Below are 13,960 nucleotides of genomic sequence, written 5' to 3' on the forward strand. Positions count from 1 at the left end.
TGGTTAAGGTATAGCCTTTTCCGTAGGGGCGAAGTCAACCGTCCTCATATACCACCACGCTAAGATAGGAGGTCTGTAAGACCGTTTGTACTATTGGGTAGGTATAAGTGTAAAGGTTGCTTGCGAAGTAAGTAACCCGCCTTTTTAGGTGACACAAGCCCCCACTTCAAAACGCTTTAGCGTTTAAGCGGGGGTAGTTGACATAAAAGGCTAGACCCGTTGTAAAGTGTACCCTTTGTAAAGGACATTTTGAAAAAGGTTAGGCAAATTGTTGGAGCTGCTGTCTGTATTTTACAGGCGGCAGCTTTTTTAAATTCCATTGCCCTCGATAATGATTGTAATAGGTCATATAGCTTTTTACTTCTCGCTTCACATCCTCAAGTGTTTCACATTCTTTGATGTACGTTTCATCTTTAAAATGCCCAAAGAACGATTCTTGGGGCGCATTATCCCAACAGTTTCCTCTACGTGACATCGATTGCCCTAGTTTCATTTTCTTCACCAGTGCTTGAAATTTTGGATTCGTATAATGGCATCCTTGATCAGAATGGATAAAGGCATCCTTTGTGAAGTGCGTATGTTTTCTTGATTTTTTTAAGGTATTTAATGCAATGTCCAGCTGTAAAGAATCCGACACTTCATAGGCGAGAATTTCGTTCGTTTCAGCGTCTTTAATCGTTGATAAATAAGCACGTTTGCCGTTTCGATACGTCAAATATGTGATATCTGTTAATAAGACTTTGCCTGCCACACCTTGCTTAAAGTTGCGTTGTAATTCGTTCGTACACGTACGATGTTCCTTCGTTGCTTTCGCCATTCTTCGGTAAGGATTCGCTTTCCGAATGGGGCAGATGATGCCGAATTTTTTCATAATACGACGAATACGCTTGAGATTGTACGTAATTTTATATTGGTTTTGAAGCGTCATTTTAATTTGACGAGCGCCTTTATGACGTCGTTTAAATTGATACGCTTTTAAAATCTCATCTTTTACGCGTTCATCAGCCTGATGTTTCATCGTTCTTCGTTCAACGGATGTTTGAGCGAAATAATTATAATAGCCTGAGCGTGATACTTGTAATACTTCACAAAGATAACTCACCATGCTTTTTAAGTTATATTTTTTAATCGTTTCATGGATTAATTCAAATTTTAGTTCGGGTGCTAGTTTTTCTTCTGTTCCAACAGCTGCCTTTCGAGTAAATCGATCTTTTTTAAGCGTTCATTTTCCGCTTCTAGTAAACGCATTTTCGCTTCCAGTCGGGCATACTTTTCTTCCATACTCAATTCTCTTTCAAGAGAACGTCCAGAACCATGTTTTCTCGTATCTTCTAAACCACGGATACCATCTTTTTTAAATGCTTTTCTCCAACGAGCCGCACATTTTTGTACACGAGTCATACCGATGATATCGATATCAAAACCAGCTGCTTCAAAAATTTCTCTTGGTAGCTTTCCAGTTTCATTTTGGGCAATAAATAATCGTCTAAATTCGTCCGTATACGTAATTGCTTTTTCACTAACGGCTTTTACATATGGATTTTTTCTTAATTCTTTTTGTTGAGCTAACGTAAAATAGTGTTTTGTCATCTTTGTTCTCCGCATCGTTTTTTCTCATTATAAACAAAAAGCACCCTATAAGATGACCTTTTTTGAAGTGACCCCTAAAAGTTAGACACGGTTATTTCATTTAGGCAGCTTGATTAAAATGAGTTCGGTATTGTACCGGACTCATTTTTAGTTTTGCCTTCATTCGTTTCGTGTTGTAATAGTGTATATAATTTTCAAGTTCCTTTTTAAAATGCTCCACACTTTCAAATTCCTTTAAGTAAAGGAATTCAGATTTCATAATGCCAAAGAAGTTCTCTATTACAGAGTTATCGTAACAGTTCCCTTTACGTGACATGCTTTGCACAATACCTCTTGATTCAAGGGCGTAACGATATTGTTTCATTTGATAATGCCAGCCTTGATCGGAATGCATCAGTAGCTGGTGTTCCTCTGGTAAGCGTTCTAAAGCCTTCTCTAACATCTCCGAAACTAAAGAATATGTCGGTCTAGAACCAATTGTATAGGTGATAATTTCTCCATTAAATAAATCTAAAACAGGTGATAAATAAAGCTTTTCACCGAATAATTTAAACTCTGTAATATCCGTTACCCACTTTTCATTTGGGGCTTCGGCTGTAAAGTTTCGATCCAAAATATTTGGCGCAATTTTACCAACCGTTCCTTTATAAGATTTATACTTTTTCATGCGAACGATACATTTTAAGCCAAGTTCTTTCATGATACGTTGAACCTTTTTATGATTCACTTTTTGTCCACGATTCGCGAGCTCATCGCGAATACGACGATAGCCATAACGGCCTTCGTGTTCTTTATAAATTGATTGTATCTCATCTTTTAAATTGGCATCTGGATCCGGTCGATTCATCTTCTTTACTAAATCATAGTACGTGCTACGAGGAATACCTGCGAATGCCACAAGCGCCTTCACCGAGTATTTATGCCTTAATTCATAGATGACCTTTACTTTGTCTTCTTTGGTGATTTTTCCTTGGCTTGAACTAAGGCGTTCAACTTTTTTAAATACTCGTTTTCCATACGTAGACGGTTGATTTCTGCTTGAAGTGCTTCTGGTGAGCCTTCTACTAGTACTTGTTTTGGTTGTTTGTTCGTTTCTTTTTTCATGGATGGACGCCCCTTTTTCTTTGATTGAAGGGCATCAAATCCTTTTGATTCAAACTGTTTTCGCCATTGTCGTATGGTTGACTGTGACGCTATCCCAAAGATAGCCGCTGTTTCATTTAAAGACGTACCGTTTTCAATCATGAAGTTTAGTACATCTAGTTTAAACTGCGTTGAGTAATTTGTATATCGTTTTACGAATGCTTCTACGCCGTTATACTCATATTGCTTCGCCCAATTAAGAATCGCTTTGTGATCTGTTCCAATCGATTTAGCGATTTCATGCGAGCTTTCAGTCCCCTTTAAATATCGTAAAGCTGCTTGTAATTTTTCTTCTGAAGTAAATTTAGCCATATAAAAACTGCTCCTCTAATTGTTAGTTGTGTCTAACAATCGGGGAGCAGTTCATTTCAAGTGTCTATCTTATAGGGTACATTTTATTGTGGTCTAGCCTTGTTGTTAGCTCATTAAGCGCTCTTTTTGTAGAAGGCTGATGAGTTGTTCGATATAGTGAAGCACTTGCTGTGAAGCCGTGTCTAAGCAAGCAAGGTGCGCCTCAGCGGTTTGGATGTCGCCGCGGTTAAAGGCCTCCACTGCTTTTTTAGCGCAGTTATGCACTTCGATATGGTAAGGATCCATGTCTTGGTACTCTTTGTTGTTAGCAAAGCGCTGTTTAGTACGCGGTAAGTCGTACCATTTACCAAGGCGGCAATCGTAGTGCGATGTAACAGAGCTTGGGTCAATGTCTTCAAGCCCTAAGAACATATTGTACACGCGCCACTTCCATAAAATATGGTCAGCTTTAGACAGCTGTAGTAGGGCAATGCTTGATAGTTGTACGTTGTTTTGTTCGATTAAATCTAAACGGAAGCGGTTGATTTCTTTACCCATTAAGTGAATATCACGTGAGGTATCCTGACCATATTGGCGAATATCCTCCTGTAAATCCGAAATCTCTACCATGCGCTGTGATACTTCATCAATCGCTGCGGCCTGCTCCTCAGAGATGGCTGCGGTATTGGTCACGTCAAAACTAATGTCTTCAAAGGCTTCTACAATGGCGTTAAGCAGTGGTAATGACTCACGTGCCTCGTCCGTTGCCTCTTTAATAATCGTTGTAGTATTGGTAATGGAGTGTGCCACATCATTAGAGTAGCTTTTTAGGTGCTGTACATTGCCAGAAACCTCAGATAGCGCAGACACTGTGCCTTCTGCTAATTTACGTACTTCCTGTGCTACTACCGCAAAGCCTTTACCATGTTCGCCAGCGCGTGCCGCTTCAATGGAAGCATTCAGTGCCAGTAAATTTGTTTGGTCAGCAATTTGGTTAATGAGTGTCACAACATTTTCGATGTCATTTACGCGCTTTTGCAATTCCGCAAATGATAATACAATAGAAGAAAACGTTTCTTCCGTTTTAAAGATTTCAGTGAGGGCATGCTCAATTGCATTTTTACCCGTTGTCGCGTTGTCGAGTGACTCGGTTGTTTTTTCAGAGATGCGTGACGATGAGCGAGCTACTTCGTTAATAGAAGCGGCAATTTGCTCAGTAGCTGCGGTTGATGATTGCAACTCCTCAGATTGACGATCTAGGCTAAAAACTAAATCCTTCATATACATAATGCGTGCGTTAACATCCATTAATGAAGAAATTTCGCCAACGACTTTCTCCATAAGTCGTTCGTCCTGCGCCTCTACTAATAATTGCTGATCTACGTTAATGGCTGCTTGGAAGGATTGCAGTAACTCAAACGCGGTATTTGGTTTATAGCCAAAGTTATGCAGGATATGTGTGGTCACATAAAAAGCAAATTGGTTAAATACTACAATGACTTTACCGGCCTCGTAGCCACGTTCTCTAAACATATTAAAAAATTTAACGGTTTTTTCGACGTAATTGCCATCACGCTCATGCAGAAAGAACATATCTAAATAACGTTCCACATATTTCATCTCGATGCGGTTAGTACCAGTAGGTGAGATTTCTGCAAGGTAATCCGTAAAAATTTGTTGGATGGAAGGCTGTGCATGTTGAAGTTTATCGCATAATTCGCGTAAATGTACTTGCGTGGTACTTGTAAAGTTATTGAAAGCGAGTGTTTCTTTGAAGCGCCCCGTGACAGGTAAATCGGTTCCACGTTTAAATAAATCTTGCACTTCTGCTTTCGGTCTAAAGGAAGCAAACATTTATTAAAAACCCCCTATGATAAAATAGATATATTTCACTTTCATAGTATCATATTCCTACTTTGTTTAGTAGCTAATAAACTGAAATTTCTTTGTTTGCAAAGTCCAATCGTTTTCTTTTTAACAACCACATTGCTATAATTATAAAGAAATAAAAAAGTTTTTTTGCTAGGCTTTAGTACTAGTATGAGTAAAGGGAGTTATAAACATGTACAAGGTCATCTATATGAAGGCGGATTACGAACCTTGGTGGCGCTTTGAAGGTTGGGAGCAGTTTATTGAGCAACAAAAAACATTCTCTACTATAGAAGAAGCTCAAAAAAACCTTGAGCAACAGCTTACCGTATTCCGTACGAAATATAGCAACGAAGCTACTAAGGACGGCATGTTTGCGTTCTGGTGCGAAGACGAAATTAGCTACTGCGAAGCATGCGAAGATGACGCGCAAATCTATCACGGAATATTTATTCAAAAGATTTATTGACAATTTTATGAATGGTATGTATACTAAGGGTAACAATTAAATTGATTCACTCGCAAATCCACGAGATTCACATATTACAAAGAGTCATCGGGTTCGTAACGGTACTTTTTGTAATATGTGAATTTTTACATCTGTGAAGAATTGCATATTGTTACATTTATTTTTTGGAGGTTTTCTTAATGAAACAAGGTACAGTAAAATGGTTTAACTCAGAAAAAGGTTTTGGATTTATCGAAGTTGACGGCGAAAACGACGTTTTCGTACACTTCTCAGCTATCCAAGGCGACGGTTTCAAAACACTTGACGAAGGTCAAAAAGTGGAATTCGAAGTTGTAGAAGGCAACCGCGGACCACAAGCTGCTAACGTAACAAAACTTTAATCCTCGGATTAAGGCAAACACTTAGTTGAAACTAACTAAAGAACGACGCTCTCGTAGCGTCGTTCTTTTTTGTATTTATTTACGTTCTAAAATCGTTGTAATACGTGATAAATCATTAAAGGCATATGCCTGACTTGTATCGTATTTATAAACGAGCTTACCTGTGTCGCCCTCGTCCTTCCATACATAATACTCATTACCGAGTAATTTTAAATGATAGTCCGCTGTTTCGACATCCAATGTTTCGTCGATTTTTTCAGCTTCAAGGAAAATGTTTTCGATAACTAACACATCGCCTCGGTCTTTAATGCTGTAAAAATTAGCGTCCTCCGCTTGTTGGCAGCCTACGAGTAACGCCAGCACACCAATTAATAGCCACTTCTTCATGCTTTCACTCCTTCACCTAACAAACGTACAACGAAAGCTGTACAACGTCAACTTCTAGCGCGAAATAAGTGAAACCAATTATCAACTCACACGTATTACTTAGTACTGAGTGAAAAAAGTGGGATTACACGCTAGTCAACTAGTCATAAGCGAGTAACCCTCTCCGTATTTTTTAGGAATAATTTGACACTCGTAAAATGAATTTCGTACAATAGACATAAGTTGCGGATTGCTTGTAACTAATAGAAGGTAAGGGAGTGGTTGTATTGGCTATCGTATTACAAAAAGGTCAACGTATTGACTTAACGAAAGGTAACCCTACATTAGAGCGTCTTGTTGTGGGCTTAGGCTGGGATCCAATCGAACAAAAGCGTGGCGGCTTATTAGGTGGTTTATTTGGTGGTGGCAGTGGCGGTGCTGATATGGATATCGACGCATCAGTCATTATGTTACGTGATGACAGCTTTAAGCATAATAATGATTTGGTGTACTTTGGCAACCTCACAAGCCCATGTGGCGGTGTACAACATACAGGCGACAACTTAACGGGTGAGGGCGATGGTGACGATGAGCAAGTAATCGTGCAATTAAGCCGCATCCCACAAGAAGTTAATCGTTTAATCTTTGTTGTTAATATTTATGACTGTGTACGTCGTAAGCAGGACTTTGGTCAAGTAGCAAATGCCTATATTCGCGTCGTTAACGATACAACGAAGGAAGAACTCATCAAGTTTAACTTATCAGATAACTACCAAGGGCTTACAAGCTTAACGGTTGCTGAAATTTATCGTCATGGCAGTGATTGGAAGTTTGGCGCAATTGGCTCAGGCTCAACGGATGCTAACTTATCAGCAATGCTACAACACTATAGTAAGTAAGTGTGAACATATAAATGTAAATAGGGGGAATAGACAATGGCAATTTCACTAAGTAAAGGTCAAAAAGTAGATTTAACAAAAGGTAATCCAGGTCTTACAAATATCGTAGTAGGGCTAGGCTGGGATACAAATAAATATGATGGCGGTCAAGATTTTGATCTTGATTCATCTGTATTTTTACTAGATGCAGCAGGTAAGTGTTCAAGCGAACAAGACTTTGTTTTCTTTAACAATTTACAGGGCGGCGCTGGCTCAGTCGTACATACAGGCGACAACTTAACAGGCGAGGGAGATGGTGACGATGAGGTAATCAAAATTGATTTACCAGGCGTACCTGCCTCAATCGAAAAAATCGCTTTTACCATTACCATTCATGATGCAGAAGCGCGCGGTCAAAACTTTGGTCAAGTGTCAAACAGCTATGTGCGTATTGTAGATGCAGCAACGAATACAGAGGTAATTCGTTATGATTTAGGCGAAGACTTCTCTATTGAAACAGCTATCGTTGTAGGCGAGCTTTACCGTCATGGTGGCGAATGGAAGTTTAATGCGATTGGCTCAGGTTACCAAGGTGGGCTAGCATCACTCGTACGTGATTACGGCTTACAAGTATAAGGAGGGCATCACTCATGGCAATTACATTATCAAAAGGGCAAAAAATTGATTTAACTAAAACAAACCCAAGCCTTGTGCGCGGTATTATCGGGCTAGGCTGGGATACTAACAAATACTCGGGCGGGCAAGAGTTTGACTTAGATGCATCAGCATTTTTAGTAGACGCGAGTAACCGCTGTCAAAATGATTTAGACTTTGTTTTTTACAATAACTTAGAGCACCCAAGTAAATCGGTTATCCATACAGGCGATAACCGTACAGGCGAAGGGGACGGCGATGATGAGCAAATTATCGTTGACTTCTCTAAAATCCCAGCACATGTAGATCGCATTGGTATTACAGTTACGATCCATGATGCAGAGGGACGCGGTCAAAACTTTGGTCAAGTATCCAATGCCTTTGTACGCTTTGTGGACGAGGCAACGGGCGAGGAGCTACTACACTTTGATTTAGGTGAAGACTTCTCTATCGAAACAGCTGTGGTATTTTGTGAGTTATACCGCCACGGCAATGAGTGGAAATTTAATGCCATTGGTTCGGGCTTCTCAGGTGGCTTAGCTGCGCTGTGCCGCAACTATGGCTTAGAAGTATAAGAGCAGCCGTTTGTTGCTGACAATGGAGGCAGAGCATGGAACTACTTAATGGTATATTATCAACGTACGCTTCATTTTTTGATTTGAATATGTGGATTGAGGTACTGTCTGACCCTGTAAACTGGGGCTTAATTGGTACATTAATTATTATCGAGGGCCTACTATCAGCTGATAATGCGCTGGTACTCGCTGTTATGGTGCGTCACCTGCCAGAAAAGCAACGTAAAAAGGCCTTATTTTATGGGTTAATTGGGGCGTACTTCTTCCGCTTCCTTGCCATTGGTGTTGGGGTATTTTTAATTAAGCTTTGGTGGGTAAAGGTATTAGGTGCAGCTTACTTAGCGTGGCTTGCCATCCAATACTTTATCGAAAAATCCAAAGGTGGCGGCACTGAGGAAGAAATCGAGGATATGAAGGCAAAAGGCTTCCTTATGCGTATATTTGGTACGTTTTGGGGTACTGTAATAGCAGTAGAGTTAATGGATATTGCGTTTTCAGTGGATAGTGTACTGGCGGCCTTTGGTGTAAGTGAAAAGGTGTGGGTACTACTATTAGGCGGTATGATTGGTATTTTAATGATGCGTGGGATTGCGGGCGTATTTTTAAAATTAATCGGACGTGTGCCTGAGCTAGAAACAACCGCGTACCTATTAATTTTACTCATTGCGGCGAAGATGTTACTAAGCGTCTTTGGCTTTGAGATTTCGCACGTTGTGTTCTTTATTATTTTAATTGTAATGTTTGCGCTGACATTCGTTGTACATGCAATGAACAACAAGAAAGCTGCATAATGCAAAGAGGGCCGCTTATGTGGGCCCTCTTTTTTACTGACAAGGAGGTGCGAGATGCACTATTTTTCACATTTACCAGATGCGCTATTTGCTAAACGACCAACAGCGCTAACCAATACTAGCCCACGCGAGCATATTGCTTACGGGCTTGGTGCGCTACTGTATATGCCTGCAACGCGTGAGGATATTAGCACATTAATTACAACACAAAAGTTTGCTTACTTACGCACCTTAGCGATTTGTTTAGAGGATGCTATTGCTGATGATGAGGTTGAAGCGGCGGAGCGCTCGTTACTTACGCATTTAGCGGCATTACCAGCGGATGGCGATTTGCCTTTTATTTTTATTCGGTTGCGTTCACCTGAACAATTTGTACGCCTAGCACCTGTGTTACGAGAGTATGCGTCAGTTATTACGGGCTTTATTTTTCCGAAGTTTTCGACCGCAAATGCCGACGCATATTTGACGACACTCGCTACGATGAATAAGGGGCTAGTACGCCCGTTATATGCGATGCCGATTTTAGAGTCTACGCATGTACTATATAAAGAACAGCGTATGGCGGAGTTACTAGCGCTTAAAACATGTATTGATGGCTATGCCGATTGGGTGCTTAATATCCGTATTGGCGCTACTGATTTATGCGGGCTGTACGGATTGCGCCGCGATGCGCATACACCTATTTATGATATTGGGCTAGTGCGTGAGTTAATTACGGATACGTTAAATGTTTTTATGCGCGCACCCCAAGCTTATGTTGTGTCAGGCCCTGTATGGGAGTATTTTGACGAGGCGAGCCGTGCAGGCTTAGTGCGAGAAGTACAGCTTGACCGCACGAATGGGATTGTTGGTAAAACCGTTATCCACCCAAGTCACTTAGCTATTGTACAAGCCTTGCAAGCAGTGACTTTAGAGGAGTACCAAGATGCGAGCGCCATTTTGGCACATAGCACAACAGCAAACGGTGTATTTAGCAGTGAGTTTCGCAATAAAATGAATGAAACAAAGCCGCATCTGCGTTGGGCACAAAAAATCGCAGTACGCGCGCTAGTATATGGGGTGTTAGCACATGGAAAAACCTACGAAGACCTCTGTGCATCGCTATGAGGATTTAGCGGTCACAGTGACCACAGCCCCGCATAATTACGGTGAGCTGTACAAAATGGCATTACGTATTAATAAAAAACGTGCTTTTTTATTTGTGAGTACGGTACTTGGCAAACATTTGCCACTGCGTCCACAACTGCCACTAATTGCTTCGGCATTACTTGCTGTAACGTATTATGAGCAAACAACAGGTAAGCAAGTAGCGGAGCGTTCGGTATTCACACAAGCATTGCAGACGAAAGATGAAGCGGCTATTATGCGTGCGTATGAAGCGGCACAACAGTTAACGCTTAATGTAGGTGATGCGCTAGTTATTGGTTTTGCCGAAACCGCTACCGCGCTAGGGCATGGTGTGTATGACTGCTTAGCCAACACGCACTATATTCACTCCACGCGTGAGGTAGTCGATCAACCCGTTACGCTGTATTTTGAGGAGGAGCACTCTCACGCAACAGACCAACGCTGCTATGCTGACGAGGCATTATTTATGCGCGGAGATACGATTATTTTAGTAGATGACGAAATTACTACAGGCAAAACAGCCATGAATATTATTGCTTCACTGCACGAGCGTTTTCCGCATAAAAAGTATGCGGTGCTATCTTTACTCGATTGGCGTACCGCTGAGCACGAAGCACGTACAAAAGATTTTGCTAAGCAACTCGGGATTGAGCTACAATTTTATAGCTTAGTGCGTGGTACAGTGACAACGTCGGGTGCGATTGCCTTGCAGGAGCAACCAAGCTTAACGGGTGAGGTGGCACAGTTTACGCGGGTTACGGTCCCAAAAGCTCCTAAATATCAAGGGTATTTACGTGATACAGGGCGCTTTGGTACAAATGCGTCACTTGCCGCATATTGCCAACAAGTGGCACAAGTGTTAGCGCCGTTACGTACAGGGCGCACAGCCGTTATTGGTACGGGGGAGTTTATGTATGTACCTATGAAGGTAGCGAGTTATATGGGGGAAGATGTGTGGTATCATGCGACAACGCGCAGCCCGATTTATGTGTACGATGCCCCGCATTACCCAATAACAGCACGCTATCAATTTCAAGCGCCAGAAGAAGCGGATATTACGCATTATATTTATAATGTAGCGCAGTATGACGAAGTGATTATTATGCTAGAGCGTGATGCGACGGATGAGCAGTTAGCTGAGCTAGTGCGTCCGTTTCATGCGAGTACCATTTATGTAGTTACGATGTAGAGGAGGGGTTTTTATGCAAGTTATTAGCAGCTATGAGCCGCAAGATGTCACATTTTTATTGAAGGATATTACCGACGCTAAACTAGAGCAAAGCAATGAGGCAAGAGAGCGTGCCATCCAGGCGGGTGTGCATTATTCGGAGATGCTACCGATTGAGTATGAGCCAAGCAAGGACTACTGGCAGTTATATAAGCAATCACTCACGCAGTATAAGCGCGAGGTTGCGATTGCGACAGGGGTGGTAGGTGAGCTGTTACTTGCCGAAAAGGGCGAGGGCATTGTGCTTGTTTCACTCGTACGTGCGGGTACACCCGTAGGCATCTTGCTAAAACGCTACCTCCAAACGAAAGGTGTTGACGTGCCGCACTACAGCATCTCCATCATTCGCGGGCGTGGCATTGATACCAATGCGCTAAGTTATATTACGAAGCAGCACCCTGAGCGCACAATTGTCTTTGTGGATGGCTGGACGGGCAAAGGCGCCATTACCGAACAATTAATTACCGCAGTAGATGCCTTTAACGAACTTAATGGTACGCATATTAGCGCAGACCTTGCTGTATTAGCGGACCCTGCGGAATGTGCCACTTATTTTGGTACGCGTAAAGATTTTTTAATCCCTAGCTCTTGCCTTAACTCGGTTGTATCAGGGCTTGTGAGCCGAAGCGTACTCAATGATAAGTTAATTGGGCCACATGATTTTCACGGGGCAAAAGTATACCATGAGTTAGCGAGTAAGGATGTGTCGCGTGCGTATATTGCAACAATTGTGGGCGAGTTTGCCGAAGCAAAAGATGCCATTACTAAGCAACTCGCGGTAATCCAAGCGAGTGATCGTACCGTAACATGGGCGGGCATGCGTGATATTATTACCATTCAAGAGCACTACGGCATTGCAGACCATAACCTGGTAAAGCCAGGCGTAGGCGAAACCACACGCGTACTACTGCGCCGCATGCCATGGAAAATCCTTGTAAAAGATATGAATGACCCAAGCTTGACGCACATCTTTCAACTTGCGAAGGAGAGAGGGGTGACGGTCGAGCCATACCAAGCGATGAATTATGCTTGTTGCGGCTTAATTCGACCGATTGTATGAGCTTTTTATTAGCGAGTGACTTAGACCGCACGTTATTGTACTCTAAACGCTTTTTAACGGAGTACCCGACCACTGCACCGCTCACCCTCGTAGAAAACTATAAAGGCGAGCCGCTTAGTTATATGAGTGATCAGGCGTTAACACAGCTTGCGTGGTTAAATGACCATGCGCACTTTGTACCTGTGACTACGCGTACCACCGTGCAGTATAACCGTATTTTTGGTATTACGGCTTTACAACCGCGTTATGCGATTACAACAAACGGGGCAGAGGTGCTGTATAAAGGGGAGCCTGATGTGCGCTGGGCACAGCACATTGCTGCACAGGCTAACCCACATTATGCGCAGATGTACCGCTATATGACACAACTTGACGGGGTAGAGCGCCATTATGATGTACAGCACTTTATGTATGCCATTACAACAAAGCCTGCCCCAGTCGAAGCGGTAGACGTAGCGCGTGAGCTGGGCTTTACGATGTCACAACAAGGGCGTAAGCTATACTTTGTGCCAAGCTACTTAACCAAATGGCAGGCAACCGCCTATGTAGCCGAACAATGCGGCGCAAACTTTATTTATGCTGCAGGTGACTCACGTCTTGATGTGCCATTACTTGAAGGCGCACATGCGGCCGTACTCATGCGTCACGGGACGGATGGGATTGACCATTTACCCACAACCACAGCAAGCGGTATTGCCGCAACCGAAGAAATGCTGGCGACTGCCATTGCCCATGCAAAGAGCGTACTCTAAGGAGCACGCTCTTTTTTTTATAGAAGTTTAACTTTCAGTGCGCGTAACTTATGCATGAGCCGCGCATGCCTACGTGCTACAGTTTTATACGCCATCCCCCATAGCTCACTCACCTCCGCAAGCGTATACTGCTCTACATACAACAACCGAAATAATTCGCCGTCCGCTGTAGATACGTGCGCCAGCGCTTCCTCCATTAACTCCTTAACATCCCCGTCATAAGGCGCAACCGCCACCGTCGGGAAGGTTTCCACTAATACCGAATGTTGCGCATAGCGCGCGTTACGTCGAAACTCATCCAACATCGCCCCGCGTACTTTAACATAAACAAAAGCGCCAAACGTGCTAGCATCACCCGTCGTAAAACGTTGCTGGGCTTGCCACAGTGCGACCCTGCCAATTTGCTCAAAATGGGCATAATCATGCTGTACATGTAATTCCGAAATAATAGATTGAATCATTGGCTTGTATTGCATATACAAATCTTCATACATTATCGACTTCAAATCGTAACGTCCTTTTACCTGTGCACAAGCATATATTCCATGGTAGCTTCACTATACCAACGAAAAAAACATTTATCGAAGCGCATTAAGCGACAAAAAATGCACTAAAACGACAAAAAGTGCATTAAAACGACAATACACCCCAAAACCCCCATTTTCATACGTTTTATGCCTATTTTCGGCCAATTAACCTAATTTTATGTCGTTTTAATAACGAAACGCAACTGATGTTCCCCTAAAGTTTTCATGAATGAAAAAAAACCACTGCCTGATTAGTCAC

The 13,960-nt window shown here is 42.3% G+C and carries 15 protein-coding genes and 1 pseudogene; 10 read left to right on the forward strand and 6 right to left on the reverse strand.

Going from position 1 to position 13,960, the window contains the following annotated elements:
- Window positions 1-259: 259 nt before the first annotated feature.
- The 4 genes and pseudogenes from CH76_RS13760 to CH76_RS12145 form a co-directional block, all read right to left on the reverse strand.
- Window positions 260-1,590 (reverse strand): IS3 family transposase gene (locus tag CH76_RS13760; RefSeq protein ID WP_369792393.1). Its coding sequence is split into 2 segments (ribosomal slippage): window positions 260-1,203 and window positions 1,203-1,590, totalling 1,332 coding nucleotides; the frame shifts between segments, so codons are not numbered across the junction.
- Window positions 1,591-1,690: 100 nt separating this feature from the next.
- On the reverse strand, window positions 1,691-2,719 hold the full coding sequence (locus tag CH76_RS13765) for an IS3 family transposase (protein ID WP_369792394.1): 1,029 nt from the start codon (window positions 2,717-2,719) through the stop codon (window positions 1,691-1,693).
- A pseudogene (locus tag CH76_RS14295) lies at window positions 2,659-3,045 on the reverse strand (helix-turn-helix domain-containing protein); the annotation flags it as partial. The pseudogene CH76_RS14295 and the gene CH76_RS13765, both read right to left, overlap by 61 nt.
- 105 nt (window positions 3,046-3,150) lie before the next feature.
- Entirely contained in the window at window positions 3,151-4,878 is a 1,728-nt protein-coding gene (locus tag CH76_RS12145) for a globin-coupled sensor protein (protein WP_036146722.1), read from the reverse strand.
- Between the two features lie 208 nt (window positions 4,879-5,086).
- Between CH76_RS12145 and CH76_RS12150 the strand changes: the two genes are divergently transcribed.
- Both CH76_RS12150 and CH76_RS12155 read left to right on the forward strand, forming a co-directional pair.
- Entirely contained in the window at window positions 5,087-5,362 is a 276-nt protein-coding gene (locus CH76_RS12150; RefSeq protein ID WP_036146724.1) for a DUF1033 family protein, read from the forward strand.
- Window positions 5,363-5,541: 179 nt separating this feature from the next.
- A complete protein-coding gene (locus CH76_RS12155) occupies window positions 5,542-5,742 on the forward strand; it encodes a cold-shock protein (protein WP_036146725.1) in 201 nt (66 codons plus the stop codon).
- A 75-nt stretch (window positions 5,743-5,817) separates the two neighbouring features.
- Here the strand turns inward: CH76_RS12155 and CH76_RS12160 are convergent, their stop codons facing one another.
- Window positions 5,818-6,129, reverse strand: coding sequence for a hypothetical protein (locus CH76_RS12160; RefSeq protein ID WP_036146727.1), 312 nt, complete (start codon window positions 6,127-6,129; stop codon window positions 5,818-5,820).
- A 266-nt stretch (window positions 6,130-6,395) separates the two neighbouring features.
- Here CH76_RS12160 and CH76_RS12165 point away from each other — a divergent pair, with 266 nt between their 5' ends.
- From CH76_RS12165 to CH76_RS12200, 8 genes are read left to right on the forward strand one after another with little or no spacing between them, the layout of a single operon-like run.
- Window positions 6,396-7,007 carry a TerD family protein gene (locus CH76_RS12165; RefSeq protein ID WP_036146741.1) on the forward strand — a complete coding sequence of 204 codons (612 nt, stop codon included), beginning with the start codon at window positions 6,396-6,398 and terminating at the stop codon, window positions 7,005-7,007.
- 36 nt (window positions 7,008-7,043) lie between these two features.
- Window positions 7,044-7,622 (forward strand): TerD family protein, encoded by a 579-nt coding sequence (locus tag CH76_RS12170; RefSeq protein WP_036146730.1) that lies wholly within the window; start codon window positions 7,044-7,046, stop codon window positions 7,620-7,622.
- Between the two features lie 14 nt (window positions 7,623-7,636).
- The gene (locus tag CH76_RS12175; protein WP_036146732.1) at window positions 7,637-8,215 is read left to right on the forward strand and encodes a TerD family protein; all 579 of its coding nucleotides are present in this window, start codon (window positions 7,637-7,639) and stop codon (window positions 8,213-8,215) included.
- A 35-nt stretch (window positions 8,216-8,250) separates the two neighbouring features.
- Window positions 8,251-9,006 (forward strand): TerC family protein, encoded by a 756-nt coding sequence (locus CH76_RS12180; RefSeq protein ID WP_036146735.1) that lies wholly within the window; start codon window positions 8,251-8,253, stop codon window positions 9,004-9,006.
- A 54-nt stretch (window positions 9,007-9,060) separates the two neighbouring features.
- Complete coding sequence (locus CH76_RS12185) at window positions 9,061-10,113, forward strand: HpcH/HpaI aldolase/citrate lyase family protein (RefSeq protein ID WP_036146736.1); 1,053 nt, start codon at window positions 9,061-9,063, stop codon at window positions 10,111-10,113.
- Window positions 10,076-11,323, forward strand: a complete 1,248-nt coding sequence (locus tag CH76_RS12190; RefSeq protein ID WP_051910360.1) for a phosphoribosyltransferase family protein — start codon at window positions 10,076-10,078, stop codon at window positions 11,321-11,323. Before CH76_RS12185 ends, CH76_RS12190 begins: the two co-directional genes overlap by 38 nt.
- 13 nt (window positions 11,324-11,336) lie before the next feature.
- Window positions 11,337-12,422, forward strand: coding sequence for a cysteine protease StiP family protein (locus CH76_RS12195; RefSeq protein WP_036146738.1), 1,086 nt, complete (start codon window positions 11,337-11,339; stop codon window positions 12,420-12,422).
- Complete coding sequence (locus tag CH76_RS12200; protein WP_051910361.1) at window positions 12,419-13,174, forward strand: HAD family hydrolase; 756 nt, start codon at window positions 12,419-12,421, stop codon at window positions 13,172-13,174. The genes CH76_RS12195 and CH76_RS12200 overlap by 4 nt, the downstream gene beginning before the upstream one ends.
- Window positions 13,175-13,191: 17 nt before the next feature.
- On the opposite strand, the gene CH76_RS13590 is transcribed toward CH76_RS12200, so the two are convergent.
- Window positions 13,192-13,680, reverse strand: a complete 489-nt coding sequence (locus CH76_RS13590) for a sigma-70 family RNA polymerase sigma factor (RefSeq protein ID WP_051910362.1) — start codon at window positions 13,678-13,680, stop codon at window positions 13,192-13,194.
- Window positions 13,681-13,960: the final 280 nt, after the last annotated feature.

The sequence above is a fragment of the Lysinibacillus sp. BF-4 genome (assembly GCF_000743635.1).
Classification (GTDB): Bacteria; Bacillota; Bacilli; order Bacillales_A; family Planococcaceae; genus Metalysinibacillus; species Metalysinibacillus saudimassiliensis.